The following is a 26,794-nucleotide window of genomic DNA, read 5'->3' as shown; positions in this document are numbered from 1 at the left end:
AATTGTACTATCAATTTGACAAACTCATGTTTGTATGAAGATAGAACGTAAAACGTACCAAGAGTGGGTTCACCTGCGGTGGGGTGTAGCCCATCGCTAATCTTCTAGTTACGCCCCACCATCGGCAGTTCTTGTATAGTTGAGTTAGAAAGTATAAAGCTTAGTCTCCATAGATATGAGTACCCTCAACGAAATCGAACGCGCTGTTAGTCAACTTTCACCAGAGGAACTTGCTGCTTTTCGTGCCTGGTTTGCAGAATTCGATGCAGCAGTTTGGGATCAGCAGATTGAGGAAGATGTAGCAGCAGGTCGCTTAGAGAAGCTGGCTAAGAAAGCACTCAAAGATTTGAGAGAAGGGCGTTGTACTGACCTGTGAGACATCAAGCAACCCCGGATTTTTGGTATTATTATCGCCAGTTACCGAGTGATATTCAAGAACTTGCAAATCGCTGTTATGAGTTGCTTAGGGCAGATCCCAGACAATCCATCATTACATTTCAAAAAAATAGGTCAGGTTTGGTCAGTACGTGTTGGTATACACTATCGGGCGCTTGCGGTAGAGGAGGATGGTGATTTTGCCTGGTTTTGGATTGGTTCACACGCGGAGTATGACAAGTTGCTGCGTGGTGGATAGAAGTATAGAACTCTGATCCTCCAATTTTTGATAATTCTACAGCTACTCAATCCTAGTTATGAACATATATCTCTTTAAACTGATTATGATTATTGGTAAAATTAGAGCAAGCATTTTACCTGTTTTTTGTTTGAATTTGGAAATTTTGCAAAATGGTTTTTACATATAACCGCACCGTACACTTTCAAGATACTGATGCTGCTGGGGTAGTTTATTTTGCTAATGTTTTGAGCATTTGTCATGAAGCCTATGAAGCCTCTTTAGGGGTATCTGGTATTAATCTCAAAGAGTTTTTTACTAATCCATCTGTGGCTTTTCCTGTTGTTCAGGCTAATGTAGATTTCTTTCGCCCGATGTTTTGTGGAGATAATTTGGTAGTTAGTTTATTACTCCAAAAGTTAGGGGTTTGTAAGTTTGAAATTGCCTATGAAATTACAGTGGATGAGTTTGTAGTGGCTAAGGCAATTACTAGACACGTTTGTATTGATGCGGGTACTAGAACTAAGCAAGAATTGCCTGATGATATTAGTCAGTGGTTGGAAACGAACCGCAGAGACGCAGAGGGCGCGGAGAGAAGAAAGTTAAGGGAGGAGATTATGTGATGGGATTTGAGAGGAATTTTTGGGCGATTTGTTGTAGTTGCTGACGGTTGATTTTACCTTGGGCGTTACGAGGTAAGGTTTGGAGGGGAATCCAGTATTTAGGGATTTTGAATTTGCTGAGTTTGTCTTTGAGTAGTGTTTGGATTTCTAAGGTTGGTGTATTTGAGTTTTTGGGAATATAAATCGCTGTTACGGCTTGTCCCCAGTGTTTATCTGGGATACCAATGACGCAAATATCAGCAACTATGTTTGTTTGTCTAATTGCTAATTCAATTTCTGCGGGATAGATGTTTTCTCCACCTGTAATTATTTTGTCGCTGCTACGCCCGATAATATTTAAATAACCTTTTTCATCTAAATATCCTATATCATCTACTGATAATTTATTCTGATTTTGCCATATTTGCGGATAGTAGCCTAGGGCTAGGGATTTAGATTTAATAGTGATATTTCCTGTTTGATTTGCCTGTAAGATTTCACCTTTTTGATTGTGAATTGTTACTTGGGCATGGGGGAGAATTTGACCACTGCTAATTTTACCTTTGAGAAAATCATCAGGTTTCAGGGTGGCAATTTGAGAGGCTGTTTCTGTCATCCCATAGGTTGGTGCTAATCTAATGTTGTGGAATCTTGCTTTTTCTAGAAGTTCTTCCCAAGCTGGCGCACCTCCTAAAAGGACTGTTTTGAATTGTCTAAGCCATTGAGTTAGTTCTGGGGATTCTAATAAACGTTGTAATTGAGTTGGAACTAAAGATATAAAAAAATCTGCGGTTTGAATATTATCTATTTTACTAGATTCTAATAATTTAAATGGGAGAATAGCTAGTTTACCACCAGTTGTAAAAGAGCGCATAAATTGCATTAATCCGCTAACGTGATATAGCGGCAATACACACACAGAATTAACTTGCTTTAGCTGGAAATATGCTGTAAATCCTTGCACTGAGTCCATGAGAGTTTCCCAAGTATGAATGGCAAATTTAATTTGTCCTGATGAGCCACCTGTGGGAATCATGATACTGTGAGGAATTGGTAATTGGTAATTGGTAATTGGTAATTGGTAATTATGCTCGTTCCTCATTCCCAAAATTATATCTGGCTGTACTAAATCGAAGACTTGTTGCCATTCTTGTTTTCCCCAATCGGGGTTACAAAGAAAAACTGGGCAGTTAGCGGCACAAGCGGCGATAAAGCTTGCTAAAAACTGCACTGGTTCGCGTTCGGCTAAGATGATTTTTTGTGGGGATTTCTGTATTAGTTCTAAATATAATTCTGCTGCTATTTGCTGAAATTTATCGCTGTTATCAGCAATCAGGCAATCATGATTTTCTAAGTTTTTCAGATAGTCTAAAACTCGTTCCATAGACTTTGAAGCCAGTTTGATTTTTCTGGGGCAAAAAAGTGGTTAGTTCCAAAACCTACTGCCCGATTTTGGGAGGATAATTCGGCTGCTAGCTGGAGGGCTGCTTGTCTACCAATTGCGGTTTCAAAGACGGAGGAAAACACTGTGTCAATTTGATGCTGCTGGCAAAACTGGCGCAAACGCGATGGAGAGCCGGCTATGGCTGGTTTAATGACGAAAATGCCTCGCCAACCTTGCTGGAAGCAGCTTTTGAGTTGTTTTATTGTGGCGATGGATTCATCTATTGCGATCGCAATCTCATAACACTCACTCAACCTCAACATCCCCGCCAAACCTCCAACCGATAAGGGTTGTTCGATAAATTCAATCTGCGCTTTGAACTTGTCGCAAGTCTCCAGCCATAATTGAGCTTCTTCATAGCTGAGTCCCCCGTTAGCGTCTAATCGCAGTTTTGCCGAGTTTGGTAAGCTGCGAATCAGCAAGTCAAAAATTTCTAGTTCTTTGGCTATGGCATCAACGCCAATTTTCCATTTAAATGTGCGATCGCCCTGTTCCCATAAGCTTTGCCATACATGTATTGCCGCTTCCCCAGCCGGTAATAAGCCGCTGTAAGTCAGGTTGTGGAGATTCGTCATTTCTTTCCCTACCCTCTCTAAGGCTGATTCAAAGCCAAATTGACAGGCTGGTAAATCATCGGTAATGGCGAAAATAGCCTCATCGGTAATTTCTCCTGAAAGTTGGCGACAAAAATCTAAAGCTTGTTCTAGGGTTTCCGAACCAAACCAACTGATGGGGGCTATTTCTCCCCAACCAACTCTATCTCTGGCATCTGTGAGGCGCAGAATAATGCTTTCGCGGTGTTCCCAGATGCCATGATTGGTGGTTAGGGGCGGCGTAAATTTACGCGTGTAAGGACGAAATTCAAACTGATAAAGCATTAACCAAGCATAAATCCCACACCCAACAGCAAGCAAGCCCAGAAATGCACAGCGACGGCGATAAATTTACAGTTACTGACTTTTTCTGGTTGGTTATGATTTTCCTGGACATGGCGACATAATTTGATCGCAAAGGGTAAACTCACCCAACTCAACAATGTCCATACTGGGAACAGCCCCGACAAGACAAACAACAGCGTCAGAGGATAAATGCTGGCTGTAAACCAAATTAGGACTAGGGCTCCTTTGGCGGTACCGAGACGGACAATAGGCGATCGCTTACCTGCGGCGATGTCATCCTTAACTTGGTGAAAGTGTGAGCAAAATAAAATTAAACTTGTGGCAATGCCCACAACCGCTGAAGCTGCTAAATTCGTGATTGACCAAGTTTGAGTTTGGCTGTAATATGCTGCCCCCATACCCAAGGGGCCAAAGGCAAAAAAGCAAAGAATTTCCCCTAAACCCTGGTATCCTAAGCGGAAGGGAGGCCCTTGGTACATATAGCCCAAACCACAGCAAACCAGAATTATGCCAATAACCGTTGGGTCTTTTTGCCAAAAGGCGATCGCGAGTATCCCCAGCAAACCCAATCCTAAACACAAATTTCCTAACCAAAATACTAATGACTTTTTACCGGTTAGGTTTACCAGAGAATGATGTTTATTTTGATCAATTCCTGTTTCTGAATCAAACACATCATTACTGATATTTTCCCATGCCAGAATTAAAATCGCGGCAGTTACAAAAATAGAAAATACTACACCATTAAAAATTTTGGTTTCCGCAAAGGCTACCGCTGTCCCTACCCAAATGGGCATTATGGCAACGCTGTACATTGGCGGTTTAATCGCTGCCATCCATAACTTAGTGTTGGGATAATATAAAATCTGCTTGGTAGTCATCGGCGGTGATTAATTAAATTGCTGAAATTTTAGACATACATTAAATTTTATGATTTTGAAAGACACCAAATGTTGCTCAAAGGCAAAAAATCCTATTCTTGCTGTACCTGCTTAACCTTGTGATGGTAACACTTCCCCTTATATTGCAGCCAAAAACTGGATCTGGCTTGTCAGGTTCTGAGAACACCAAGAGCAAAATAAACCATACTCTGGTGAAATGGCGACTGAATATGTTACCTGTAGAAATACGACCACGTTTAATTACACTTTAGGAAGATAACTTAAAAAAAATTTACTATTACTATATCTATGACAGTTTCACCATGTCGCAGTAACTTCTTTGTAGATCACAAAGACCTATATCAATTTCTGTCAGCAGTTCAGGAAAATTGCCTCCACAATAATTCCCGGCAAATTGTGAGTATTTCCCAGGAGATTAACTTAGTTGACCCCTTAGTTGTATTAGAGAAACTAGCGCAAGTAAATGAAATAAATTTTTACTTTGAGAATAAGGGCAGACAAGAAGCGATCGCCGCCATTGATGCTGTAGCCAAATTACATAGTGATGGAGCAGAGCGTTTTACTCAAACTGAGCATTTTATCAAGACTTGTCTAAAAAATATTATTAATTTTGGTAACGCCAATTTACCTTTTGCTGGGCCGCACTTTTTTTGTTACTTCAGCTTTTTTCATCAAAATACTCAAATAGATTATCCATTTCCATCTGCAACCATTTTTCTCCCACGTTGGCAAATTGCTGTAAAAAATCAGCGCTGTATATTAGTAACAAATACAATGATCAATGCCAGCGCCAATATTACTAAAATATTGCAAACCTGGGAGAACAAAATCGAAATTATTAATTCTTTAGAATATTCTTCTCCCAAGATTGATTGTTTACCAGAAAATTTCCACAAACAACCAGTCACTAACGCCGCTTGTTTTAAGAGTTCAGTATCATCAGCTTTGGAACAAATTCAATCTAATCATTTAAGTAAAATTGTTCTTGCAGATGCTCTAGATGTTAAGTCAAGCAAACATTTTAACTTAGGTAAATCCTTAAATAATCTGCGACAACTCTATCCTAATTGTTATGTTTTTTCTACAAGTAACGGACAGGGGCAAAGCTTTATTGGTGCTAGTCCAGAACGCTTAATTAGTATTCACAAAAAACAATTAATCACTGATGCTTTAGCAGGTTCGGCACCACGAGGTAAAACACCTACCGAAGATGCCGATCTTGCTAATAGCCTAGTGAATAGTACCAAAGAAAGGCATGAACATAAACTGGTAATTGATTTCATTACTCAACGTCTATCTCAGCTAGGTTTATTACCCCAAGTATTAGCACCGCGCCTCAGACAATTATCTAACATCCAGCATCTATGGACACCCATCAGCGCCGTAGTTCCTGCTAATGTCCACCCATTAAAGATTGTTGCCCAACTGCATCCTACACCAGCAGTTGCCGGTGCAGCCAGAGACATTGCTTGTGCAGAAATTCGGCGTTACGAAAGCTTTGAGAGGGGTTTATATGCGGCGCCACTGGGTTGGGTAGATGCTGAAGGTAACTGTGAGTTTATTGTGGGAATTCGCTCTGCATTGATCAATGGCGATCGCGCTAGACTTTATGCAGGTGCTGGTATCGTCGCCGGTTCCGACCCTGAAAAAGAATTTGCTGAAGTGCAACTCAAACTTCAAGCTTTGCTAAAAGCATTAGTTTGACAAAACCCCGCCTCAAGAGACGGGGTTATCCTTATCCTTATATATTGGTGCTCATCATAATTGACTCTACAGGTATTCCCGGCTGTATAGCGGTTCGACGTTTCCAAAGCCGATCCTTGAGTCCAGAGGGGCCGTACTCCATGATTGGGTTATAGCGCACATTGGAAAGTGTCCAAAGTAGAGAAACTTGGCTGCTATTTTTCTGAGCCACTAAATTAGGGTCGTATTGAGGATCATGTCCGTCCCAAAGACCAATAGTGGCATAATCTATATCCCCACCATCGTCATACTGTTTGTTATTCACCCAGGAATGCAAAAACGTCGAATGGTAAATTACATAGACACACAGCTTTTTGAGGTCGGTAATATTTGCGATCGCCAGCGTCCCCAATTTTGGATCAAGAATTGAATGGCTAACTAAATCCTCGGACATAGCCTCAATTTCTGACCAATAAGACTGAATGCCTGCTTGGTGTTCCACAAAGAAATCTGACAGATAGTCTTCCAAAACCTCCCATACACTTGCCGCTGCCCGGTCAAAATAGTTATTCTTAACTTCATCTTTTAATGCCTGAACAGCAGGAGTCCACTTGCGATAAGAGAGTTGGGTAATCTCTTTCTTAAGCACATCTTTTACAGATGCTGGATTCAGGGCTGAAGCTGTGGGAATAAAGCCATTCTCACCAAGAATCAGCGCATCGCCTAGTTTGTTAATGTTGAGTAGACCCTCAAAGTGCGGTTCCAGAAGCAGACGAATCGGGTTATTGACCACATTGCGGTAGTATGCCATCCCATACTGATCCATATTCATGTGGGTGCGTCCGAGGTGAGTCTGAATCTCCTGAAAAACAAACTCGGCACTCCGAAATAACCGCTTTGACCACTCCCAGTCCCCATCACCAGGGAAATGAGTCTCCGAACTACTCTGATCATCCAGGGTAAACTGGATTGAGTGAAGGCTTAAAGCTTGGTCTTCCAGTGTGAACCGCGCCTCAATTTTTGTAGGCAAAATACCCGCCGGATTCAGGACATAATCACTACAATCGTAGCGGATAACATACTGCCAAGCCTCGCCACTCACTGGGTTGAATTTGCCAGGATTAAAGCCATTCAGACGGCGTTCGACAAAAAACTTATCCTCAAACTTATCAGGACGGCAACGGGTGAGATTAGAAGGCATCGCTTCGGGAACAGTTTGTCCAGTTGTTTGCATTATTTCAGCAACACCAGCGATACCCAGGTTCGGACTTGGGCCAAAAGCCCGCGCAGGGAAGAGGTGAATCCCAAAGTTTACTATGTAGCGTGGCTTAGGTTGGACACGGGCAGGTAAATCACGGTTGAAGTCAAAGCGCGGTATATCTACACCAGGCTGCCCGAAGTAGGTAAAAAGCTGTTTAGGGTTAGGTTGATTCCCCTTGATGCCCCAGTTCACCAGTTCAGCACTGGGTAACTGATACTTACGCATATTAGCCGAGATTTGATAGACAATCGAGCGCAAGTGATTGACTGAAGCAGTCTCATTAATAGAGTGAGCCAGAATTAGGCACAGGTCAGCAGGAGCATGGTAAGGGTTGAACTCCAATGGTTCAGCCAATTCATCAGGGACAATGGAAGTTAAGGAAATTACCGCCACATCTTTGCAGGGATACTGGGTTTCGTCCCAAGGTATGGTGCAATCTTTCGCTACTTCATTGGCTGCCTGATCTGCTAAAACTTCACGCAACTGAAACTGCAAAAGGTATTTTGCTTCTTTATTCTTCACCTTTTTGCGAAAGTCTAGTTGCAAGTAATTTTCTGGTCGGGTATCGTCCTCTAAGCGAGGTAGGTAATCTAGAGGCATCCTGACATCCGCCGGATTGATAAAACCAGTATCTGGGGAACGATCAGCATTAATCAGACGATAGCGTAAATGATACTTTTTGCCATCGATTCCCACAAACAAATATGTAGTCTCAGAATAGTAGTGGAGTTTAGTGTAAGAATCGGGATTACGAATAATTTCTTGAAAAATCGGCGTGATCTTTGGGAACTGTTGCAACATCTTGGCACGATCTGCCATAGAACTGGCAACCCAACCCGCAAAGGAAACTGCATCGGGTAAGATAAAACAACGCCCTGTACTCATTAACACATCTAATATAGGTGCATTCAAGTCGAGTTCGTCTATGGGGGCGTTAGATTTACCATTTAAAATCCGCAGAGTAGCCCCACGACCATCTTGAATTGCATCATCTCGAAACCCTTTAATATTCGCATGGCGTAACAGCACCGGGTATTTTTGTCCTGATGCAAACAATCGATGAGCGGGAATATCAGGTTTCTTGACAACTTCCAGCACTCCCTTAGCTACAGTTCCATAGGAATGGGTAGCTCGTTTTCCCTTCATCTGGGCCAATTTCCCAAAGGCCAGAGCAATATCAGAAATAATTTTAGAAAACTTTGGCTCAATATCCCTAACTCTTGGGTCACCAACAAGCTGGGTAATCGGGTTTTGCGCTTCGTTAGCCATATCTTGTTATTTCCTGCAAAAATATTTGAGAATTAAAAAGGCTGCAAAATGAAACGAGGAGTCATTTACTGAAGGAATTAAACGTAGTAATTATCTCAACGTTGGGTATCTTCAGCACTTTCGCTCAATCATCATATTAGGACGATTTAACACACCTTTACTGAAGAACACAATAATGTTTACTAAAGTTAGTTTCTTTCATAACTTCCGTTATCATTTATATATAAATCTTAAATATTTAGTTTTAATAATTTTTATTGGCGATTAACAAAATAAAAAATTTTCCTTTTCCATCTAAATATTCAGTAACAATAGCTTTTGTGCGGCAACAATATGAGCTAAATTTTCCCTTCTAAATTTGCTCTTTTATATTCTGCAAGAATTAGCAAATAAGCTTTCCAAATATCCAACTCTCGCAAATATTCGTTTCTCAAAATTGGGATTAAGTAGGTTAGCATAAATAATTCAAGATTGGTAGTGAGGGCTTTAGCCCTCTCTTTCTCATGTGGTCGCAGCTACTTACTTAAATCTCCTAAAGTGCTGACTAAATTACTACAAATTGCATCTAAAGGCAAATCATTAGGATCATTGCCAAAAGGGTCTTCTATCTGATTACCAATTTCTTCAATACCCAGCAAAATAAAACTAATTAAAGCTACAATTACTCCTGTCCACCAATGCAAATCATGAACAAGTTTTAACGGCAGTGCAAAGCAATATATTAACAAGAGCCGCTTGAGATAAATGGCATAAGCTAAGGGTATTGGTGTTGTTAAAATTCGTTCACAACCTATGAAAGCTTCTACCATGCCGTCTAGTGAAGTATTCATTGCTAGCAATTCATCCATACTTAAGCGATTGTGAATCTGCTGTTGTTGGAGATAATTACCAATCCATAAAGCAATCTTTAGTGGCGGATTTTTCACCTCTTGAAGTTGTAAATATTGCGATTGAGTGAGCAAAGTTTCTAGTTCTCTATTTACAGGTAAACGACGTAATTGTAATTTTGTGGCAATGGCAAAAGCACCCAATAGCTTTAATGCTGCTATTTTATGCTCTCTATCTAGAGGTTCTATTTCGGCAACTGCTATCCAAATCTTCCGTCCTAAATTTAGGCTATTGATAATTATTCCACCCCAAATTTTTCGACCTTCCCAATATCTGTCATAAGCAGTATTTGTCCGAAATACTACTAATAAACCTAAAACCAGATTGTAGGCTACATTAGTAATTACGCTGCCGAAGATTTGCTCTGGTAGAGAATAACCATAGTAGTGGATAAGCGATATGAGAAACCCCAATCCACTACATAATAAAACGCGCGGAAAAATAGCAGGAAGGATAGAACCTTTTAGTTGCCAAACAGCTTGAAACCAACTTGTGTTATCAGCAGTCATGGTACATCCTCATATTGATAGGCAAAATACACCATATTTTGAGGTGAAATTACAGCCTTCTCAGCAGGTATTTTGTACGAATCTAGGACTTACTAATTGACAAAAAATGGTAAAAATGGAAATCGGTTTTATTCATTGAAAGTCCTATAGATTGTGCGTTAGGGAACGCACACTACGGGGAAAGTTGGGTAAGTTCTAGAATCTTTTATCCCAAATCTTGATGAGTGAAGGCTTTAGCATTTGCCCCGGTGTAAGTAGCGGCAATATGACCGTCACCTACCATTTGATATTTATATGTTATCAATCCTTCTAAACCAACAGGCCCGCGAGGTGGCATTTGTTGGGTACTAATTCCGACTTCTGCACCGAAACCGTAGCGGAAACCATCAGCAAAGCGGGTAGAACAGTTATGGTAAACTCCTGCTGCATTCACCAGTCCGAGGAAGGATTCAGCTGCTGCTAAATCTTCAGTGACGATCGCCTCTGTGTGACGAGAACCATATTCAGCAATATGAGCGATCGCATCTTCTAAGGAATCCACAATTTTAATTGCTAAAATCAAATCGCTGTATTCTGTTTCCCAGTCTGTTGCTATAGCAGCGGCGATATGAGGTATTATTTCTAGGGTGCGTTCATCACCTCTTAACTCCACATGGCTTTTTTGCAAAGCTGCGGCAACTTGGGGGAGAAATTCAGCGGCGATATTGCTGTGAACTAATAAAGTTTCAATAGCATTACAAGCAGCAGGATATTGAGTTTTTGCATCAACTGCAATAGTAACAGCCTTGTCAATATCAGCGGCTTGATCTATATATAGATGACAAATCCCATCAGCGTGACCTAATACCGCAATTCGCGTATTTTCCTGCACATACTTAACAAAAGAATTAGAACCCCTAGGAATAATTAAATCTACATATTTATCTAATTGCAAAAGTTCCTGAATTTCTTCTCTAGTTGTTAGCAACTGCACCGCATCAGGGTTAACAGCAGTGTGAGATAACCCTTGTTTAATCGCCTTGACAATCGCTTCACAAGAACGGACAGCTTCTTTGCCACCTTTGAGGATGACACCATTACCAGACTTGATTGCTAGAGAAACAATTTGAATTGCTGCCTCTGGACGTGCTTCAAAAATAATCCCCAAAACGCCTAAAGGACAAGTAATCCGCTTGAGAGTTAAACCAGTATCGAGTTCGCGGTGAATTTGCACCTTACCTACAGGATCAGCTAACTTGCCGACATCGCGCACTCCGGCGATCGCATCTCTTAACTTATGTTCATCTAACTGCAAGCGCTTATAAAGCGGTTTGGCAATCCCTTCAACAGCAGCAGCTTGACAATCAGCCGCATTTGCCTGCAATATTTCCTCTCCTGCTGATTCTAAAGCCTGGGCGATCGCCACAAGGGCTTGATTTTTTGCCTCAGTCCCTAGCAGCGCCAACTTACTGGCAGCTTGGCGGGTTCTTATAGCGATCGCAGTTAGGGGAGAAGCAACTTGCACAATAGTCATAGCACAAAATAACTTTAAAGTATGCCGAATATCTTTACTCTCTATCCTATCAATAGTCCGATTTATTAAACTTTTACGAAAAAGTGATGACGAATACTGGATCTATTGAGTATTCATGGATCAAATATCACTCCAATGGTTGTGAGATTATATGTCATTGCAATCTGGGTTAGATGCATTTCAACAAGGGCGCTATCAAGAAGCAGTGCAATTACTGGAGCAATTCTGCCGGAATTGTGTTGATCATAATTTTCCAGATTACCTGACAGCGCAGATGTGGTTAATGAAAGCCTATCAGGGAACGGGTGAAATCGAAAAAGCCACCAGCCTGTGGCAAAAGTTAATCAACAGCGAAAACCCACAGATTCGCAGTTGGGCAGAACAGGCAGGCAAATCCTTACCTCAACAAGCTCCAACCCAGTCTAGCGCCTTCCAAAAAGCTGGACGTGCTGCTACAACTGGTGTGGCATTAGCAATGGGGGGTGTAGGTGGAAGTTTAGCCTTAGCCTCTGGTGTCACCATTGCCTTAATGTTTGGCATGGTGTTCGTTTTAGGTTTGAGCCTAGTATTGATTTTTGATAGTAACGATCCACTGACCGGATTAGCGATCGCGATCGCCATCACCCTAATTTTCAGTTTAGCTTCCTTTTTCCTCTCCCCCTTCCTCATGGACTTAAGCCAACGTTGGCTTTACCAAACCCGTTGGGTAGACTTGGCAGAAGTTGAAGCCCTCAGTCCAGAAACAGCAAGAATTCTTCGCAACATCTGTCAGCAGAAAAACCTAAAAATCCCCCGACTGGGAATCATAGACGACCAAAACCCCACAGCTTTTACCTATGGCTCATTACCTAACAGCGCTCGATTAGTCGTCAGCCAAGGACTTTTTACCTATCTAGACGATGATGAAATCGCTACCGTCTACGCCCACGAACTAGGGCACATCGTCCATTGGGACTTTGCAGTCATGACAGCGGCTTCTACCTTAGTGCAAATATGCTACCTGATTTACAGCACAGCTAGCAGATTTGGGCGTGGCGGTGGCGATAACAAAGTTAAAGATGCTTTGCAAACTGCTAGTTTAGTTGCCTATGTGTTTTACATCATTGGCACTTATCTGCTACTGTACCTCTCCCGCACCAGAGAATACTTTGCAGACCACTTTGCCGCAGAAAGCACAGGCAACCCCAATGCACTATCCCGCGCTTTAGTGAAAATTGCCTACGGAATTTTAGAAGAAGGTTCCCGGACAAAAGAACCCAGCCGTTTGATAGAAGGCACCCGCGCCTTGGGCATCTATGACCATAAAGCCGCGGCTTCCACCGGTACAGCTTACCGCATAGCCTCCGACCCGCAAAAAATTGGTCGCGTCTTTTTGTGGGATATGTTTAACCCTTGGGGCTGGTGGATGGAGTTAAATTCCACCCATCCCCTGACTGGTAAACGAGTTCGTGCCCTCAGCACATACTCCGAACAACTCGGTTTAGCGACTGAATTTGATATGGGGCGAGTCATGGGTGAAGGCAAAACTCTGAATAAGACTAAGCTTTATGGCAACTTCTTGTTAGATGTTGTGCTGTATGGTGCCGAAACCATCGGTTTCTTCGCTGGCTTGGTTGTTGGTGTGTTTCTCTGGTCAGCTTCCCCCACTTCCGGTTTGATTTTTGGTGCGCCATTCATCGGCTTAGGAATAGGAATTCTTATCAAAGCCTTTGTCATGTTCCCCAACTATATGCAAGCACCAGCAACTGACATTCTCACCTTGATGTCAGACCCCTATGCCAGTCCCTTGCGTGGACAACCTGCAAAACTAGAAGGGCAACTGATTGGTCGTGGTGACTCCGGTTATAAGTTTGGTTCCGACTTGAAAATTCAAGACCCCAGCGGAATGCTTTATTTACATTACGCCTCACGCTTTGGCCCCCTAGGTAACTTCCTATTTGGCATGAAGCGAGTGCAGAGTTTAATTGGTCAACAGGTTGGGGCTGTGGGTTGGTTCCGTCGCGGGGTTGCACCTTGGATGGATTTAATCCAACTTGAAAGTGAAAACGGCACCACTGTCAACAGTTATCATCGCTTTTGGTCATTTATCCTTGGTGGTGGCTCGATTATTTTAGGAATGGTTTTGACGATTTATTTGAGCAGCTGATAGTCTGCTGTCAAACCATTTCTAATTTTTCCAAATGTGATTTGTTAGGGGGTGGTTTGCAACTGCCTCTTTTTTTTTGGGTAATCCTCAACTGGACAATATTAGAACTTACGCAACTGGCATATTATTTTAAGTTTGTAGTGAGGACTTTAGTCCTCAAAATAAGGGCTGAAGCCCTTACTACAAGCAAAAAAATTTTATTTTTTGTGACACTTGCGTAAGTCCTGAATATGAATTTCTGTTTTATTCATAGAAAATCTTAATCCGTGCTGGGCAGCAACCCTACAGGTAGGATGCGTAAAGAGACGCATCAAAACTACGGGTAGGATGCGTAAAGAGACGCATCAAAACACCATTAAAAAAGCCCAAAATTAGGATGAATTTCCAAAGGAAGTAAATCCTATGAGTTTATTTTTTGGTGGAATTGCGATCGCTTCCACCTGGGCGCAACCCATCGCCTTTTTTCTCTTCCTCCTCTCGGCGGCTAGTAAGTTGCAGTACCGGGATGCACTGGTTAATCAGCCAAATCAGCGTTTCTGTCACCGAGTCACCTTGTTGAATGCGTTCTGTAGCTTCGATACCAGCCAGTAGAATTTTCAAACTTAGCAACACAACGATTAATTTTTGATTGAGGCGGGAAGTAGATTTTTTAGCTGACATTTGATTCACCTTTTTGCTTAACTAGGTGAATTATTTTTTTGGGTATTTCCCCAGACACCTTACCCCCGCAATGTCTATAATGCTTGTATGACTTAGGTTTGCAGCTTGGGGAAACTTCTCTGTTTGGGTAATGCTAGTTTCTTAAGATTGTCTTTATAAAATGCCAAGGAATATTCGTTGGGATGAATCGGTTTTAGAGAATGCGCTGATTTTGGTAGAAGCTTTAATGCAACTGTCTGAACAGCAACCAGAAAACTTACAACCAAAACCCCCGCTTTATGTTCAGTGGGAAGCTGATAAACTGCGCGTTACAGGATACGAAACCAAATCGACAGGAAAAATAGCTAGAACCGTTGAAGTTGGCACAAAGAAGGACAATTTACTCAAGCTTGTGACAACGGTACGCAAAACCTTAAAACTGCCTCAGCGCCAAAAAGAATCTGGTAGCAGTCAGCCAGAAAGAGAATTGCAGGAAGTGCAGAACGCCTGCAAGCTGCCATTAATAGCGATCGCATACTCAGTCAATCCATCCACCTCATCTGCATCGACACTAACAAGTTTATTGACCCCAATAACCCAGCATCTAAAATTTATACTGAAATCGTCAAAGCTGGCTGTCCCAAGTGCGAAGATGGCACACCAACGACAATGACGGAACTTCAAACCTATTGGGATTTGCTCAAAACTGACAAATGTGTGGTTTTAGTTTTTTATCAAGGTATGGGTTCACAATCACCACAATTAAGCGATCGCATTCTCTACAACCTCAGCAAATTTGACAAGGCTATTTGTGTCACCGGGAACCAAGGAATCGACGATATTTTAAACCGGCTGCGGGAATGGTAATTAAATCGTGATGTGAAAATTTATCAACAAATCCCACCGAGATGTTGAATTTGAAGAAACATAATTAATAGATTTAAGCAATTTTTCCTAAAAAAGCTTAAGGAGAACCTGATGGTTACAGCAACAGTACCAGAACAACAGGTAAAAATCGGCCCAACTCAGCTGCTAATTAACAATGAGTGGGTAGAAAGTGTCAGCAGGCGACGATTTGAAACCATCAACCCTGCTACCGGTGAAGTAATCTGCTCCGTGGCAGAAGCAGACGCCCCGGATGTAGATAACGCAGTACAAGCAGCCCGTAATGCCTTTAAGAGTGGGGAATGGAGAAAGATGTCAGCCACCGATCGCGGTGAGTTACTCTACAAACTAGCTGATCTAATTGAGCAAAATACTGATGAGTTGGCACGGTTGGAAACTTTAGATAATGGCAAGCCACTACAAGAGTCTTTGGACGACTTAGAATTAGTAATTGCCTGCTACCGTTATTATGCTGGTTGGGCTGACAAAGTCCAAGGTAAAACGATCCCAATTAGCGGGTCGTACTTCTGCTACACTCGCCATGAGCCTGTGGGTGTGGTAGGTCAGATTATACCTTGGAATTTTCCGTTATTGATGCAAGCCTGGAAATTAGCCCCGGCTTTGGCAACTGGCAATACTGTGGTTCTCAAAACCGCTGAACAGACGCCTTTATCGGCGTTGCGAGTGGGTGAGTTAATTATTGAGGCTGGGTTCCCCCCTGGTGTGGTGAATATTTTATCAGGGTATGGGCCAACAGCGGGAAGTGCGATCGCCCGCCAGATGGATATTGACAAAGTTGCCTTTACCGGTTCCACAGAGGTAGGGCATCTAATTATGGAAGCAGCTGCCAAGAGCAACCTCAAGCGCATTACTCTCGAGCTCGGTGGCAAAAGTCCCAACATCATCTTTGCCGATGCTGACATGGATGCAGCAATTGCAGGTGCTTATAATGGCTTATTCCTGAACCAAGGGCAGTGCTGTTGTGCCGGTTCGCGGGTATTCGTCGAAGAAAAATGCTACGACGATTTTGTGGACAGGACTGTAGAAAATGCCAAGCAGCGCATTGTCGGCAACCCCTTCGATCCGCAAACAGAACAAGGGCCCCAAGTAGATAAAGAACAATTTGACAAAGTGATGAGTTACATTGAGTCTGGGATGCGAGATGGTGCCCAGATGCTTTGTGGTGGTAATCGAGTGGGAGAACAGGGTTTCTTCATCGCACCTACAGTTTTCGCCGATGTCCGCGATGAGATGAAGATTGCCCAAGAGGAAATTTTCGGCCCTGTGATGAGCATCATCAAATTTAAAGACATTGATGAGGTAATTCAACGAGGGAATGCCACGATGTACGGACTCGCAGCGGGTGTATGGACTAAGGATATTACCAAGGCATACGCGATCGCCAATAACCTTCGTGCTGGTACAGTCTGGGTTAATTGCTACGATGTATTTGACGCCGCTGCACCCTTTGGCGGGTTTAAGCAGTCTGGCATTGGTCGGGAATTGGGCGAATATGGACTGCAACAATACACCGAAGTCAAAACTGTGACCATCAAACTGTAGAGCCACTGGCGGAATGTTCAGGCGCTTTTTTGAGACTTAACTAGCGAATATCCCCCCTGATTCTGCTTGTTGTAGGGAATCAAGGGGGGATAAAAATATGATATTTGCTATGGGGTAGCGACTACAGATATTGTATTGCTTGCAACCCCAAAAAAATTATTATGGTAAATGCGATCGCTAGTAAATTTCGCCAAGTCATGGCTAAGTGGAACAGATTTATTACCTACTTTTTCAGACATCACAGCAAAAACAAAAACAGCCATTCCCTAATACCGCATATTTGCCTAGGATTAGGAGCCGGACTGCTGGTGCTATTGCTGGTAGGGCATCCAGTACTCGCCCAAACACCCCAACCTACACAACCCTTACTAGTAGCAACACGGGCCATACCACCCTTTGTCTTTGATCAAAAAGGAGAGCTATCGGGATTCAGTATCGATCTTTGGCGCAGCATCACCAAACAGCTAGGTTTGCAGTCTAAGTTTATTGAATATCCAACCGTAGTCGATTTACTCTCAGCCGTAAAAAACGGCACAGCTAACTTGGGGATTTCTGCCATTTCCATTACAGCCGAACGACAGCAGAATTTTGATTTCTCCTTACCAATGTTTGCAGCCGGACTTCAGATTCTAGTGCGAAACCCAGAAGCAAACAGCGGTGGTGTCCCCAATATTTTACAAATATTTTTCTCAGCCGCCTTCTTGCAGCTAATTGTGGTTGCTTTGGTGCTAATTGTCATTTCCGCCCACATCATTTGGTGGTTTGAGCGCCGACACGAAGACGGAATGATTGCTAAAGAATACTTTCCTGGCATTTTTAAAGCTTATTGGTGGGCAGCTGCAACATTAGCCACCCAAGCCGACGAAATGCCCAAAGGCCCACTTGGTAGGCTAATAGCGATTATCTGGATGTTTATCGGAGTTCTCTTCGTCACCTACTTTACAGCGATCGCTACCACTTCCCTAACCGTGCAGCAGCTTCAGGGAGATATCAAAAGTATCAGCGATCTCCCCGGCAAAATAGTGGCCACAACATCTGGCAGCACAGCGGCAATATACCTGCGAGAAAATAAAATTTCCGTCTTAGAAGTCCCCAAAATTGAGCAAGCTTATAATGCTTTGTTGCAAAAAAAAGCCGATGCTGTAGTATTCGACGCTCCCGTGATCCTCTTTTATGCCGCCAATGAAGGCAAAGGAAAAGTAGAAGTTGTTGGCAGCATCTTCCGTGAAGAAAGTTATGGCATTGTCCTACCTAATAACAGCCCCTACCGCAAACAAATCAATAGTGCATTGCTGAGTCTCAGAGAAAATGGCACTTATCAAACCCTCTATGAGAAGTGGTTTAAGTCTAAAGAGTCTTGAATTTTGTCAATGGGCGGTAATGGGTAATGGGTAATGGGTAATGGGTAATTGGTAATTGGTAATTGGTAATTGGTAATTGGTAATTGGTAATTGGTAATTGGTAATTGGTAATTGGTAATTGGTAATTGGTAAAAACTATTACCCAGTCTCCAGTTCCTAATTTACCTGATTTTCATCAAGCAAGTTGAGCCTTTGCTTGTTGCCACAGAGCATCTAATTCCTCCAAGCTGTACTCAGAAAAGGGGCGGTTAACAACTGCCTCCATTTTTTGTAACCGTTGGATAAAACGCTGACTTGTGCCCTGTAAAGCCGCGCTTGGTTCAAGATTAGTCCAACGGGCTAACTGAATAATCGCAAATAGCAAATCCCCTAATTCAGCTTGTTGTCGTGCTGGGGTTTCTTCAGCTAAAGCCTGTTGGAACTCCCCCAATTCCTCATGAAACTTTGCCCATACCTCATCAATATTTTGCCATTCAAAACCAGCAGCAGCAGCCTTTTGAGATATCTTCATCGCCGCTGTTAACGGGGGAAGAGTACGCCCATAACGACTGAGTTTGTCACTGAGTTTTTGCGCTTCTGGGGATGCTTCCCCCTTTTCTTCAGCTTTGATTTGTTGCCAGTTTTGCTGCACCTCATCCATACTCGCTACCGTCACATCACCAAAAACATGGGGATGACGACGAATCAACTTTCGAGAAATGCCTTGAGTAACTTCTTTCAGAGAAAACTGCCCAGATTCACTGGCGATTTGGGCTTGCAGTACCACTTGTAATAGTAAATCACCTAACTCCTCTGCGATCGCCTTTTGATCACCACTCTTAATCGCATCTACCACCTCATAAGCTTCCTCAATCACATAAGGCGTCAGCGTTTCGGGCGTTTGTGCCAAATCCCAAGGACAACCACCATCAGGCGATCGCAATTTTGCCACCACCTCAATTAACTCTTGCAATGCCCCTAATGTCTGATTTTGATGAGAGTCCATAAAAAACCTCTGCGTTACTCTGCGTTTCCCTCAGCGTTCCTCTGCCTTAAAGCACTATTGCCGCTTTCCCGTAGCACGACGACTGCGACTTTTAACTTTACGCTTCTTAATTTTGCCACTTGGCAGCAAAGCTTGGATTCCTTGTTTTCGCACCCGCTTATAAGCCGAATTACCCCAATCACTCAGAGAATGACTCATAGCGCCAAATTCCAACCCCAAAAACAGGGCGAAACATTCTCCATGATAAAGAAAAAGCGATCGCCCCAAATCCGCCCAATTAAAAGTAACATTCCCCAACTTAGCCCCAACAACCGCCAAAATTCCCAGAATACTCCCCAGATAAACAACCCGCAGCATCGTGCCAATAATTGGCCCGTGGGATAAAAAAGAACGATGGCGCAGGCTTTTTTGATAAGGTAGCCAAATCCAGCGCAAAAACCCCCAGCGTTGAAATTGCAAAGAGTAAATATCCAAATCAGGGCCAAACATCAGCCCCCCAAACAAAAACCCCCCCGCAACCAACAAAGTGATATTGCCACTGCGAGTCTGCCAGAAACTCACACCCGCCACCACCGGCAGAGCATACAAAGTAATGCGATCATGGGTTCTACCAGAGGGCATCCTACTAAGTCCTAAGTCCTAAGTGCAGAGTACTGAGTTAGTATAGGAGAAAAAATATTTTCCCAAAATACTTGCGCGATCGCACAATCCTTTGCTATATTAAATAAGTGATAAAAACGGGCGGTTAGCTCAGTTGGTAGAGCGCCTGCCTTACAAGCAGGATGTCATCAGTTCGAGTCTGGTACTGCCCATTTAAGTGAATAAGTTTAATTGTTTTAGAGCAAGCTTCTGGTCTGCTCTAAATTTATATATACTGGTTTTGGCGGGCGAAAAAGATTTTAATAAATTGTCCAATACAATACATTCTTTGATATTATCAAAGATTCGACTCCTTAAATATTGATTTGGCGTATGAGCAAAGGTACCCTGTTTGATAAAGTTTGGGACTTACACACCGTTGGTACACTTCCATCAGGGCTGACACAACTATTTATCGGGCTACATCTTATTCATGAAGTTACCAGTCCCCAAGCCTTTGCCATGCTCCGGGAGCGCAATCTAAAAGTACTTTTCCCAGAGCGGACTGTAGCCACAGTAGATCATATAGTGCCCACAGAGAACCAGGCACGTCCCTTTGTCGATAGCTTGGCAGAGGAAATGATCCAGGCTCTAGAAAACAGTTGTCAAGAAAATAAAATTACCTTTTATAACATTGGTTCAGGCAATCAGGGTATAGTACACGTCATCGCCCCCGAATTGGGACTTACCCAACCAGGAATGACCATCGCCTGTGGAGATAGCCACACTTCTAGTCATGGAGCATTTGGGGCGATCGCATTTGGCATTGGTACCAGCCAAGTGCGGGACGTACTCGCCTCCCAAACCCTAGCCTTATCTAAACTAAAAGTACGGAAAATCGAAGTTAACGGCATCCTCAAACCTGGTGTCTACGCCAAAGACGTAATCTTGCATATCATCCGTACCCTTGGCGTAAAAGGTGGTGTAGGATACGCTTATGAATTTGCCGGCACCACCTTTGAGCAAATGAACATGGAAGAAAGGATGACAGTCTGCAACATGGCCATAGAAGGCGGTGCTAGATGCGGTTACGTCAATCCCGACCAAGTTACTTACAATTATCTGAAAAATAGAGACTTTGCCCCCAAAGGTGCAGATTGGGATCAGGCGATCACCTGGTGGGAATCCATCCGCAGTGCAAGCGATGCTGAATATGACGATGTTGTAGTCTTCAACGGCGCTGAAATCCCCCCCACCGTTACCTGGGGAATCACACCCGGTCAAGGTATCGGCGTCAATCAAAAAATCCCCACACCCGACGAACTCCTAGAAGAAGACCGATTTATTGCCGAAGAAGCATACAGTTACATGGATTTGTTCCCCGGTCAACCCATCCAAGGGACTAAAATTGATGTCTGCTTTATTGGAAGTTGCACCAACGGACGCATTAGCGACCTACGGGAAGCCGCCAAAATCGCCAAAGGTCGTCATGTAGCCGAAGGAGTCAAAGCCTTCGTCGTCCCCGGTTCCGAAAGAGTCAAAAAAGAAGCCGAAGCCGAAGGACTAGATAAAATCTTCCAAGAAGCTGGATTTGAGTGGCGCGAACCTGGATGTTCCATGTGTCTAGCCATGAATCCCGACAAACTTCAAGGAAGACAAATCAGCGCCTCCTCCTCCAACCGCAACTTTAAAGGTAGACAAGGTTCATCCTCCGGTCGTACCTTATTGATGAGTCCCGCAATGGTCGCCACCGCCGCCATCAAAGGCGAAGTATCCGACGTGCGCGACTTACTATAACCCCATCCCCAACCCCTCCCCGCTGTTTCATCAAGGGGGGTAAAAATTCAACTAAAACTTAAAATTATGGTAAGTGAAGTTAAAACAGTATCCGGTCGCGGTGTCCCCTTAATCGGTAACGATATTGATACAGACCGCATCATACCCGCCCGCTATTTAAAAGCCGTAACCTTTGATGGCTTAGGCGAAGGCGTGTTTATCGATGACCGAAAAGCCCTAAACGGCGAACATGCCTTTGACCAACCCCAATATCAAGGGGCGAAAATTTTAATAGTCAATCGTAACTTTGGCTGTGGTTCCTCACGAGAACACGCACCCCAAGCCCTGGCTAAATGGGGAATTCAATCCGTCATCGGTGAAAGCTTCGCCGAAATCTTTTTTGGTAACTGCGTCGCCATGGGGATACCTTGCGTTACCTCTGAGGCGGCGATAGTCAAACAACTACAAGATTTAGTAGCAGCTAATCCTCAAGCCCCAACCACCATAGATTTAGAAAAATTGCAAGTGCAAATTGGTGATTACACAGCCCCAGTTGCAATTGGTGAAGGCACAAGAAGTACCTTCATTTCTGGGACTTGGGACGCTTGCGGACAGTTGGTAGCCAATGCTGATCAAGTTAAGGCGATCGCCACAAAATTACCTTATATTGGATGGGGTGAATTAGCGGCGAGTTAGTTTTTTGCACTTCCCCTTCCTCAGCAATTGATATCCCTTAGGACAGGGGTCACGAGAGTCCACTGCTAAGATCAAACTACACCCGCACTAAAGATTGTATAATCCCAATCAGCGAACCCAGAAGTAACACTATACCGCTGAGAGAACTGATAGCAAAGCCAATTACCCGCTTTTCAGCAGCCTGATAATATCCCCAGGCGTAAGCAGCGCGACCTACAAGCCAAGCCCCACCAATACCAGCACCCCACAATGGGTTAACGTAGAAAGAGAACAGCCACAGAGCGGGAAAAAACAAAACCAACTGCTCTAGAGTATTTTGCTGGACGCGCAACACTCGCTCAAAGTCGGGATTTCCCGTCATTTGCGGCACCGGCACTTTGTATTTAGCTCTGGCTCTGCCGACATTAATTGTTACCACAAAGTAGAGCAAGAGCGCAAGAGCAGTTATTAAACTAGTCCAGGGCGACATACCAAAATCCTTATACATTAAGAAGATCAGTATACCTCTTGTGGGGTGGGACGGACAGCCCGCCCTTGTGCAATGGATCAGCAAAGCTGGTAATGATATGAAAATTAGGATTTTTTTGTCAAGATGATTTAGACTGAAAGTATTATCCACTTGTCAGGTTTTTTTAATGCCAAGTAGGCAAGTGACGGGGGTAAAAGCTGAAAACCTTGCTCTTCATAGCTTTTTATACTGATGAGTGCCCAATAGTTTCAGCCACTCTAATTTTTCCCAATTCAAAGTGAATTTTTATTATGCCTAACGGTCCTTTGCGTGAAGAACCTCGTAACCAACGAGCCACTGTAATTCGTACAAGTAATGAGTTTATTCTTTTAGAATGGCTAAAGTCTACCGGTCGTTTAATACCGCGTGAACCTGTAGAATCTGAATATCTCAATGAAGTAGAAGAAATCTCAGAGATGATTGATCTTGATGATATCCCTTACGATCATGATGATGACGACTCAGAGATCAGTTTAGATGAATCGTAGATTTTTTTTTCGGGGATAGGGAGAGAGGCTGGAAATTTTCCCCTTCTCTATTGGGGAAGGGGAATAGGGCATTTCACCTAATCAAGCTTTCTAAAGCAAGTTGTAATTCTTGTGTCAAATCGCTCACACCTTGCCTAGATGCCTGACGGTCGGCTTGAGAATTTAGCCAGCGTTCAGTAACAGAAATTGGCTTACCTATGGTGATTTGTGACCCTTTCCAACCTAACCGGGGACGCCCTGGAAGGGTTGAATCTTTAATGCGGGAAAGCATATCGAAAATGAGTAAAACAGTTTCCGCAAACCGTTCTGCTGTAGGCTGTTCTTGAATATAGGTGGCGGTAACTGCCACAAAACTCTCTGCTAATCTCATGTGCTGTAGTCGCAAATCTGCTTCTTCAGCAATCCAATCTGCAAGTCCGCGTTTGAGGGGTGATAAAGCCTGAATATCTGCCAAATCTTCCCGGTAAATATAACTCCATCCTGCTTCTTCTAAGCGGCGACAACGGTCAATAAAATTACCTTGTGGCTGGATTCCAAAATATTGCTCGGCGACGTGTAAGGCTTTATCCATTAAGCGGTGTAGTCGGGCAATTAATACCTCATTGGGACTGGCAGATGCTTCAATGGAGATGGTTTTGGGGATGTCTTGATGATAGAAGCGACGATAAAACTCTTCCATCTCAGAAATTAGATGTTCAGCCAAGCGACAGAGGCGTTGATAGAAAATGTCTTCGCGGTTTTGGTTGGCAGATTCATCAATTTCCTGGACTGATAAGCCGCTATCAGCTTCTAATTTACTCAATAACCAATCGAGTTTTCCCCAAGGTGCTTCCACATAGCGATACTGGATGGCGACAGGTAAAATGAAAACTTCTTCGGAACGGTTAGCTTTTTGCAAGTCTTCTACACACCAAAACCCCAACTGGGCTACACCAGGTTCTAAGGGGCTTACTATCCCACTATGTCCATTAGTACCGCCTTCTGGTGCAACTGCGATCGGCATTTTCCCATTAGCGAACAATTCTCGCGCTGTTTGAATAGCCTGCCGGTCTATGCGTTTCCCACGCCGAATTGGTACACCCCCAGCGCGAGAGAACAACCAACCCAGCCAATTACCAGCCCACAAGGTCATTCCCCGATCATAAAGAAAGTAGCTGTGAAGCGGATATTGCAGGGGAATATTTTGCTGACGCGCTACCTGTGGCACAATGCGCGAAAGCAGATACATCATAGATAGGGGGTCTTCTACCTCTGGGTGGCGAAATGCAATCAAAAAGCGAACTTTCCCGGCCTGGAATTTTTGGTAGAGTTCGGCTAATACTTCGGCATTCTTAGCTTCTATCTGGAGAATACCCGCCGGTAGCCAAGGCCGAGTGCGAAATCTGAGGAAGAATGGCAGCAACCAATGGAGAGTTTTAAGTATAAGTGGGTTAAAACGCTGAGGAATAAATTTTAGTGGTGGTTGCGTGGAATGAATCGGTTTTGGCAAGTTGCTCTCCAGATGTTGTGGCGAAAAAGGGCGAACCCGACTACAAGCGGATCATCCCATTAATTCTGCCATTTTTCAAAGTGTGCGATCGCTTTTAAGGAATACAAAAGACCTAATCGCTCAACCCCCTTCCCGACACTCTAAGGGCGAGTGTAGAGACGTTGCAGGGAACATCTCTACATTTGCAGGAGAGAGGTCTCTAAGGTAGACACAATAAAATGTAAAATGAAAATTTTGTTCGTAGTGAGGGATTTATCGCTTTGGGAGAGGATTTTAAGGACTAAAGTCCTGACTACGAACGCTTTTATTTTTATGTATTCAAGCAAAGACGAGAATATGAACACACCAGCAGATGCGCGACACAATGCACCAGCAACACAGCGCAATCGTGAACCCATCCTAGAGGTACTCTTAGAAGTACTACCCGCGACTGGCACTATTTTGGAAGTGGCAAGTGGAACTGGCGAACACGCCGTATTTTTTGCCCCGTACCTGGCCCCTCGCCAATGGCTGCCTTCTGACCCAAACCCGGAATTAAGGGCTAGTATCACCGCCTGGGCTGAATACTTTCCTGCTGATAATCTTTATCCACCCCTGGAACTTGATGCTAGCACGCCAGTTTGGCCAGTGGAGAAAGAAGCATTACCTGACTTGCCAATTGTCGCCATCGTCAATATTAATATGATTCACATTTCCCCTTGGTCAGCTTGTCTGGGACTAATGGCGGGGGCTGGTCGGATCTTGCCAGCAAATGGTATTCTCTATTTATATGGCCCGTTTAAAGAAGGCGGAGAACATACCGCACTGAGTAATGCAGCTTTTGACGAGTCATTACAGGCACAAAACCCAGATTGGGGTGTGCGGAATTTAGAGGATGTTGTGGCAGCGGCTAAAGCACAAAACCTCAGATTAAAAGAAACTTACCAAATGCCAGCAAATAATCTTTCAGTTGTGTTTCAACGTTTTGCAAATTTTTGATGGAGGTTAGCGGACTCGAACCGCTGACATCCTGCTTGCAAAGCAGGCGCTCTACCAACTGAGCTAAACCCCCGTAAACAATTCAAAATTCAAAATTCAAAATTCAAAATTCAAAATTCAAAAATAAAATAAGAAAAGCAGGTAATTGTAGCTGCTGTTGTTATATTAACTTAGGATTGTGCTTTTGCGAAAGGGATGAAGTCAGAAAATAGCCAAATTGTTGCAGCACTATATAAATTTGTCAGTCTACCGGATTTTGCCGACAAACGCGATCGCCTATTATCTTTTTGTATTGAACAAGGTGTTAAGGGAACGATTTTATTAGCACCAGAAGGGATTAACGGCACAATTACGGGTTCTCGTCAGGCAGTTGACGCTGTTTTGTCATTTTTACAAGCTGACCCCCGTCTAGCAGACATAGAACACAAAGAATCCTTCACAGCTACACCGCCCTTTGAACGGATGAAGGTGCGGTTAAAGTCAGAAATTGTCACTTTAGGATTACCCGAAGTTGACCCAAATCAGCAAGTTGGTACTTATGTCAACCCCCAGGAATGGAATGACTTGATTGCAGATCCGGAAGTGACCCTGATTGACACCCGCAACGATTATGAGGTGAATATCGGCACTTTCCAAAAGGCACAAAATCCGCAAACTACTTCATTTCGGGAGTTTCCAGAATATGTACGCCAAGAACTAGACCCGACCAAAAACAAAAAAGTTGCCCTATTTTGTACAGGCGGTATTCGCTGTGAGAAAGCTTCGTCTTTTCTGCTGTCCCAAGGCTTTGCCGAAGTTTATCACCTCAAAGGCGGCATTCTCAAGTATTTAGAAGAAATCCCCCCAGAAAAAAGTTTGTGGGAAGGTGAATGCTTTGTTTTTGATGAGCGAGTTGCTGTCCGTCACGGTTTAGAAGCAGGAAATTACGACTTGTGCCTGAGTTGCGGACGCCCAATTTCTGAAGAAGATAAAACTTTACCACAGTACGAAGAAGGTATTTCTTGCCACTACTGCTTTGATAGCCTTACAGAAGAAAAAAGAGCGCGTCAGCAAGAAAAATGGCGACAGCAGCAATTAAAAATCCAGCGAGAAAAATGATTCCTCCTCTTACCTCAGCG

At 43.4% G+C, this 26,794-nt stretch carries 24 protein-coding genes, 2 tRNA genes and 1 pseudogene; 15 read left to right on the top strand and 12 right to left on the bottom strand.

The genetic code is table 11. The features are described from left to right. The first annotated feature begins 175 nt into the window (after positions 1 to 175). From H6G32_RS08155 to H6G32_RS08150, 3 genes and pseudogenes are all read left to right on the top strand, one after another. Positions 176 to 376, top strand: coding sequence for a hypothetical protein (locus H6G32_RS08155; protein WP_190456941.1), 201 nt, complete (start codon positions 176 to 178; stop codon positions 374 to 376). Continuing rightward, positions 373 to 634 (top strand): annotated as a pseudogene (locus H6G32_RS26680) (ParE family toxin-like protein). The gene H6G32_RS08155 and the pseudogene H6G32_RS26680 overlap by 4 nt, the downstream one beginning before the upstream one ends. A 152-nt stretch (positions 635 to 786) precedes the next feature. Then, positions 787 to 1,236: an acyl-CoA thioesterase gene (locus H6G32_RS08150; RefSeq protein WP_190456939.1), complete on the top strand. Its 450-nt coding sequence runs from the start codon at positions 787 to 789 to the stop codon at positions 1,234 to 1,236. On the opposite strand, the gene H6G32_RS08145 is transcribed toward H6G32_RS08150, so the two are convergent. Genes H6G32_RS08145 through menA form a run of 3 tightly spaced genes read right to left on the bottom strand, consistent with a single transcriptional unit; the run spans position 1,229 to position 4,439 of the window. Next, on the bottom strand, positions 1,229 to 2,599 hold the full coding sequence (locus H6G32_RS08145; protein ID WP_190456938.1) for a 2-succinylbenzoate--CoA ligase: 1,371 nt from the start codon (positions 2,597 to 2,599) through the stop codon (positions 1,229 to 1,231). The genes H6G32_RS08150 and H6G32_RS08145 overlap by 8 nt on opposite strands. Beyond that, the gene (locus H6G32_RS08140; RefSeq protein WP_190456936.1) at positions 2,584 to 3,537 is read right to left on the bottom strand and encodes an o-succinylbenzoate synthase; all 954 of its coding nucleotides are present in this window, start codon (positions 3,535 to 3,537) and stop codon (positions 2,584 to 2,586) included. The genes H6G32_RS08145 and H6G32_RS08140 overlap by 16 nt, the downstream gene beginning before the upstream one ends. Then, positions 3,537 to 4,439, bottom strand: a complete 903-nt coding sequence (gene menA / locus H6G32_RS08135) for a 2-carboxy-1,4-naphthoquinone phytyltransferase (RefSeq protein ID WP_190456934.1) — start codon at positions 4,437 to 4,439, stop codon at positions 3,537 to 3,539. Before menA ends, H6G32_RS08140 begins: the two co-directional genes overlap by 1 nt. A 309-nt stretch (positions 4,440 to 4,748) precedes the next feature. Here menA and H6G32_RS08130 point away from each other — a divergent pair, with 309 nt between their 5' ends. After that, positions 4,749 to 6,164: an isochorismate synthase gene (locus H6G32_RS08130; protein WP_190456932.1), complete on the top strand. Its 1,416-nt coding sequence runs from the start codon at positions 4,749 to 4,751 to the stop codon at positions 6,162 to 6,164. Positions 6,165 to 6,201: 37 nt separating this feature from the next. On the opposite strand, the gene H6G32_RS08125 is transcribed toward H6G32_RS08130, so the two are convergent. The 3 genes from H6G32_RS08125 to H6G32_RS08115 form a co-directional block, all read right to left on the bottom strand. Further along, on the bottom strand, positions 6,202 to 8,673 hold the full coding sequence (locus tag H6G32_RS08125; RefSeq protein WP_190456930.1) for a hypothetical protein: 2,472 nt from the start codon (positions 8,671 to 8,673) through the stop codon (positions 6,202 to 6,204). A 515-nt stretch (positions 8,674 to 9,188) separates the two neighbouring features. Further along, positions 9,189 to 10,070 (bottom strand): bestrophin family protein, encoded by an 882-nt coding sequence (locus H6G32_RS08120; protein ID WP_190456928.1) that lies wholly within the window; start codon positions 10,068 to 10,070, stop codon positions 9,189 to 9,191. A 205-nt stretch (positions 10,071 to 10,275) separates the two neighbouring features. Next, complete coding sequence (locus H6G32_RS08115) at positions 10,276 to 11,583, bottom strand: glutamate-5-semialdehyde dehydrogenase (RefSeq protein WP_190456926.1); 1,308 nt, start codon at positions 11,581 to 11,583, stop codon at positions 10,276 to 10,278. A gap of 151 nt (positions 11,584 to 11,734) precedes the next feature. Here H6G32_RS08115 and H6G32_RS08110 point away from each other — a divergent pair, with 151 nt between their 5' ends. Next, the gene (locus tag H6G32_RS08110; protein WP_190456924.1) at positions 11,735 to 13,729 is read left to right on the top strand and encodes a zinc metalloprotease HtpX; all 1,995 of its coding nucleotides are present in this window, start codon (positions 11,735 to 11,737) and stop codon (positions 13,727 to 13,729) included. A gap of 408 nt (positions 13,730 to 14,137) precedes the next feature. Here the strand turns inward: H6G32_RS08110 and H6G32_RS08105 are convergent, their stop codons facing one another. After that, a complete protein-coding gene (locus H6G32_RS08105) occupies positions 14,138 to 14,389 on the bottom strand; it encodes a hypothetical protein (protein ID WP_190456920.1) in 252 nt (83 codons plus the stop codon). Between the two features lie 160 nt (positions 14,390 to 14,549). Between H6G32_RS08105 and H6G32_RS08100 the strand changes: the two genes are divergently transcribed. The 4 genes from H6G32_RS08100 (at position 14,550) to H6G32_RS08085 (ending at position 18,177) form a co-directional block, all read left to right on the top strand. Then, on the top strand, positions 14,550 to 15,041 hold the full coding sequence (locus H6G32_RS08100; protein WP_190456918.1) for a hypothetical protein: 492 nt from the start codon (positions 14,550 to 14,552) through the stop codon (positions 15,039 to 15,041). Then, on the top strand, positions 14,927 to 15,235 hold the full coding sequence (locus H6G32_RS27350; RefSeq protein WP_375539791.1) for an NACHT C-terminal alpha/beta 1 domain-containing protein: 309 nt from the start codon (positions 14,927 to 14,929) through the stop codon (positions 15,233 to 15,235). The genes H6G32_RS08100 and H6G32_RS27350 overlap by 115 nt, the downstream gene beginning before the upstream one ends. A gap of 111 nt (positions 15,236 to 15,346) precedes the next feature. After that, positions 15,347 to 16,816, top strand: a complete 1,470-nt coding sequence (locus H6G32_RS08090; RefSeq protein WP_190456914.1) for an aldehyde dehydrogenase family protein — start codon at positions 15,347 to 15,349, stop codon at positions 16,814 to 16,816. A gap of 161 nt (positions 16,817 to 16,977) precedes the next feature. Next, complete coding sequence (locus tag H6G32_RS08085; RefSeq protein WP_190456912.1) at positions 16,978 to 18,177, top strand: transporter substrate-binding domain-containing protein; 1,200 nt, start codon at positions 16,978 to 16,980, stop codon at positions 18,175 to 18,177. 175 nt (positions 18,178 to 18,352) lie between these two features. On the opposite strand, the gene mazG is transcribed toward H6G32_RS08085, so the two are convergent. Continuing rightward, complete coding sequence (mazG, locus tag H6G32_RS08080) at positions 18,353 to 19,162, bottom strand: nucleoside triphosphate pyrophosphohydrolase (protein ID WP_190456910.1); 810 nt, start codon at positions 19,160 to 19,162, stop codon at positions 18,353 to 18,355. Positions 19,163 to 19,216: 54 nt separating this feature from the next. Then, on the bottom strand, positions 19,217 to 19,783 hold the full coding sequence (locus H6G32_RS08075; RefSeq protein WP_190456908.1) for a metal-binding protein: 567 nt from the start codon (positions 19,781 to 19,783) through the stop codon (positions 19,217 to 19,219). Between the two features lie 118 nt (positions 19,784 to 19,901). Between H6G32_RS08075 and H6G32_RS08070 the strand changes: the two genes are divergently transcribed. The 3 genes from H6G32_RS08070 (at position 19,902) to leuD (ending at position 22,213) form a co-directional block, all read left to right on the top strand. Next, positions 19,902 to 19,974 (top strand) — tRNA-Val (locus H6G32_RS08070). Positions 19,975 to 20,134: 160 nt separating this feature from the next. Then, positions 20,135 to 21,538: a 3-isopropylmalate dehydratase large subunit gene (gene leuC, locus H6G32_RS08065; RefSeq protein WP_190456905.1), complete on the top strand. Its 1,404-nt coding sequence runs from the start codon at positions 20,135 to 20,137 to the stop codon at positions 21,536 to 21,538. Positions 21,539 to 21,604: 66 nt separating this feature from the next. Further along, positions 21,605 to 22,213 (top strand): 3-isopropylmalate dehydratase small subunit, encoded by a 609-nt coding sequence (leuD, locus tag H6G32_RS08060; RefSeq protein WP_190456903.1) that lies wholly within the window; start codon positions 21,605 to 21,607, stop codon positions 22,211 to 22,213. Between the two features lie 76 nt (positions 22,214 to 22,289). Here leuD and H6G32_RS08055 read toward each other — a convergent pair whose 3' ends face one another. Continuing rightward, entirely contained in the window at positions 22,290 to 22,682 is a 393-nt protein-coding gene (locus H6G32_RS08055) for an MAPEG family protein (RefSeq protein WP_190456900.1), read from the bottom strand. Positions 22,683 to 22,972: 290 nt separating this feature from the next. On the opposite strand from H6G32_RS08055, the gene H6G32_RS08050 reads away from it, so the two are divergent. Beyond that, a complete protein-coding gene (locus H6G32_RS08050) occupies positions 22,973 to 23,209 on the top strand; it encodes a DUF3134 domain-containing protein (RefSeq protein WP_190456898.1) in 237 nt (78 codons plus the stop codon). A gap of 73 nt (positions 23,210 to 23,282) precedes the next feature. On the opposite strand, the gene H6G32_RS08045 is transcribed toward H6G32_RS08050, so the two are convergent. Further along, entirely contained in the window at positions 23,283 to 24,698 is a 1,416-nt protein-coding gene (locus H6G32_RS08045; protein ID WP_190456896.1) for a lysophospholipid acyltransferase family protein, read from the bottom strand. Positions 24,699 to 25,034: 336 nt separating this feature from the next. On the opposite strand from H6G32_RS08045, the gene H6G32_RS08040 reads away from it, so the two are divergent. Next, positions 25,035 to 25,676: a DUF938 domain-containing protein gene (locus tag H6G32_RS08040; protein ID WP_190456894.1), complete on the top strand. Its 642-nt coding sequence runs from the start codon at positions 25,035 to 25,037 to the stop codon at positions 25,674 to 25,676. Here H6G32_RS08040 and H6G32_RS08035 read toward each other — a convergent pair. Beyond that, positions 25,677 to 25,749, bottom strand: a tRNA-Ala gene (locus tag H6G32_RS08035). It lies immediately after the preceding gene. A gap of 122 nt (positions 25,750 to 25,871) precedes the next feature. Between H6G32_RS08035 and trhO the strand changes: the two genes are divergently transcribed. Next, complete coding sequence (gene trhO, locus H6G32_RS08030; protein WP_190456892.1) at positions 25,872 to 26,774, top strand: oxygen-dependent tRNA uridine(34) hydroxylase TrhO; 903 nt, start codon at positions 25,872 to 25,874, stop codon at positions 26,772 to 26,774. Positions 26,775 to 26,794: the final 20 nt, after the last annotated feature.

Source organism: Cylindrospermum sp. FACHB-282, from assembly GCF_014697195.1.
Lineage (GTDB): Bacteria > Cyanobacteriota > Cyanobacteriia > Cyanobacteriales > Nostocaceae > Cylindrospermum.
The sequence above is the reverse complement of the archived record's forward strand: the minus strand, read 5'-3'. Positions and strand labels throughout refer to the sequence as shown.

Bases quoted from the DNA above. Each gene is read 5' to 3' on its own strand.
- menA (WP_190456934.1), bottom strand. From the start codon at position 4,439: ATGACTACCAAGCAGATTTTATATTATCCCAACACTAAGTTATGGATG.
- H6G32_RS08110 (WP_190456924.1), top strand. From the start codon at position 11,735: ATGTCATTGCAATCTGGGTTAGATGCATTTCAACAAGGGCGCTATCAA.
- trhO (WP_190456892.1), top strand. From the start codon at position 25,872: ATGAAGTCAGAAAATAGCCAAATTGTTGCAGCACTATATAAATTTGTC.
- H6G32_RS08120 (WP_190456928.1), bottom strand. From the start codon at position 10,070: ATGACTGCTGATAACACAAGTTGGTTTCAAGCTGTTTGGCAACTAAAA.
- H6G32_RS08050 (WP_190456898.1), top strand. From the start codon at position 22,973: ATGCCTAACGGTCCTTTGCGTGAAGAACCTCGTAACCAACGAGCCACT.
- H6G32_RS08150 (WP_190456939.1), top strand. From the start codon at position 787: ATGGTTTTTACATATAACCGCACCGTACACTTTCAAGATACTGATGCT.
- leuC (WP_190456905.1), top strand. From the start codon at position 20,135: ATGAGCAAAGGTACCCTGTTTGATAAAGTTTGGGACTTACACACCGTT.
- leuD (WP_190456903.1), top strand. From the start codon at position 21,605: ATGGTAAGTGAAGTTAAAACAGTATCCGGTCGCGGTGTCCCCTTAATC.
- H6G32_RS08115 (WP_190456926.1), bottom strand. From the start codon at position 11,583: ATGACTATTGTGCAAGTTGCTTCTCCCCTAACTGCGATCGCTATAAGA.
- H6G32_RS08155 (WP_190456941.1), top strand. From the start codon at position 176: ATGAGTACCCTCAACGAAATCGAACGCGCTGTTAGTCAACTTTCACCA.
- H6G32_RS08085 (WP_190456912.1), top strand. From the start codon at position 16,978: ATGGTAAATGCGATCGCTAGTAAATTTCGCCAAGTCATGGCTAAGTGG.
- H6G32_RS08100 (WP_190456918.1), top strand. From the start codon at position 14,550: ATGCCAAGGAATATTCGTTGGGATGAATCGGTTTTAGAGAATGCGCTG.
- H6G32_RS08055 (WP_190456900.1), bottom strand. From the start codon at position 22,682: ATGTCGCCCTGGACTAGTTTAATAACTGCTCTTGCGCTCTTGCTCTAC.
- H6G32_RS08040 (WP_190456894.1), top strand. From the start codon at position 25,035: ATGAACACACCAGCAGATGCGCGACACAATGCACCAGCAACACAGCGC.
- H6G32_RS08105 (WP_190456920.1), bottom strand. From the start codon at position 14,389: ATGTCAGCTAAAAAATCTACTTCCCGCCTCAATCAAAAATTAATCGTT.
- H6G32_RS08140 (WP_190456936.1), bottom strand. From the start codon at position 3,537: ATGCTTTATCAGTTTGAATTTCGTCCTTACACGCGTAAATTTACGCCG.
- H6G32_RS08090 (WP_190456914.1), top strand. From the start codon at position 15,347: ATGGTTACAGCAACAGTACCAGAACAACAGGTAAAAATCGGCCCAACT.
- H6G32_RS08130 (WP_190456932.1), top strand. From the start codon at position 4,749: ATGACAGTTTCACCATGTCGCAGTAACTTCTTTGTAGATCACAAAGAC.
- H6G32_RS08075 (WP_190456908.1), bottom strand. From the start codon at position 19,783: ATGCCCTCTGGTAGAACCCATGATCGCATTACTTTGTATGCTCTGCCG.
- H6G32_RS08145 (WP_190456938.1), bottom strand. From the start codon at position 2,599: ATGGAACGAGTTTTAGACTATCTGAAAAACTTAGAAAATCATGATTGC.
- H6G32_RS08125 (WP_190456930.1), bottom strand. From the start codon at position 8,673: ATGGCTAACGAAGCGCAAAACCCGATTACCCAGCTTGTTGGTGACCCA.
- mazG (WP_190456910.1), bottom strand. From the start codon at position 19,162: ATGGACTCTCATCAAAATCAGACATTAGGGGCATTGCAAGAGTTAATT.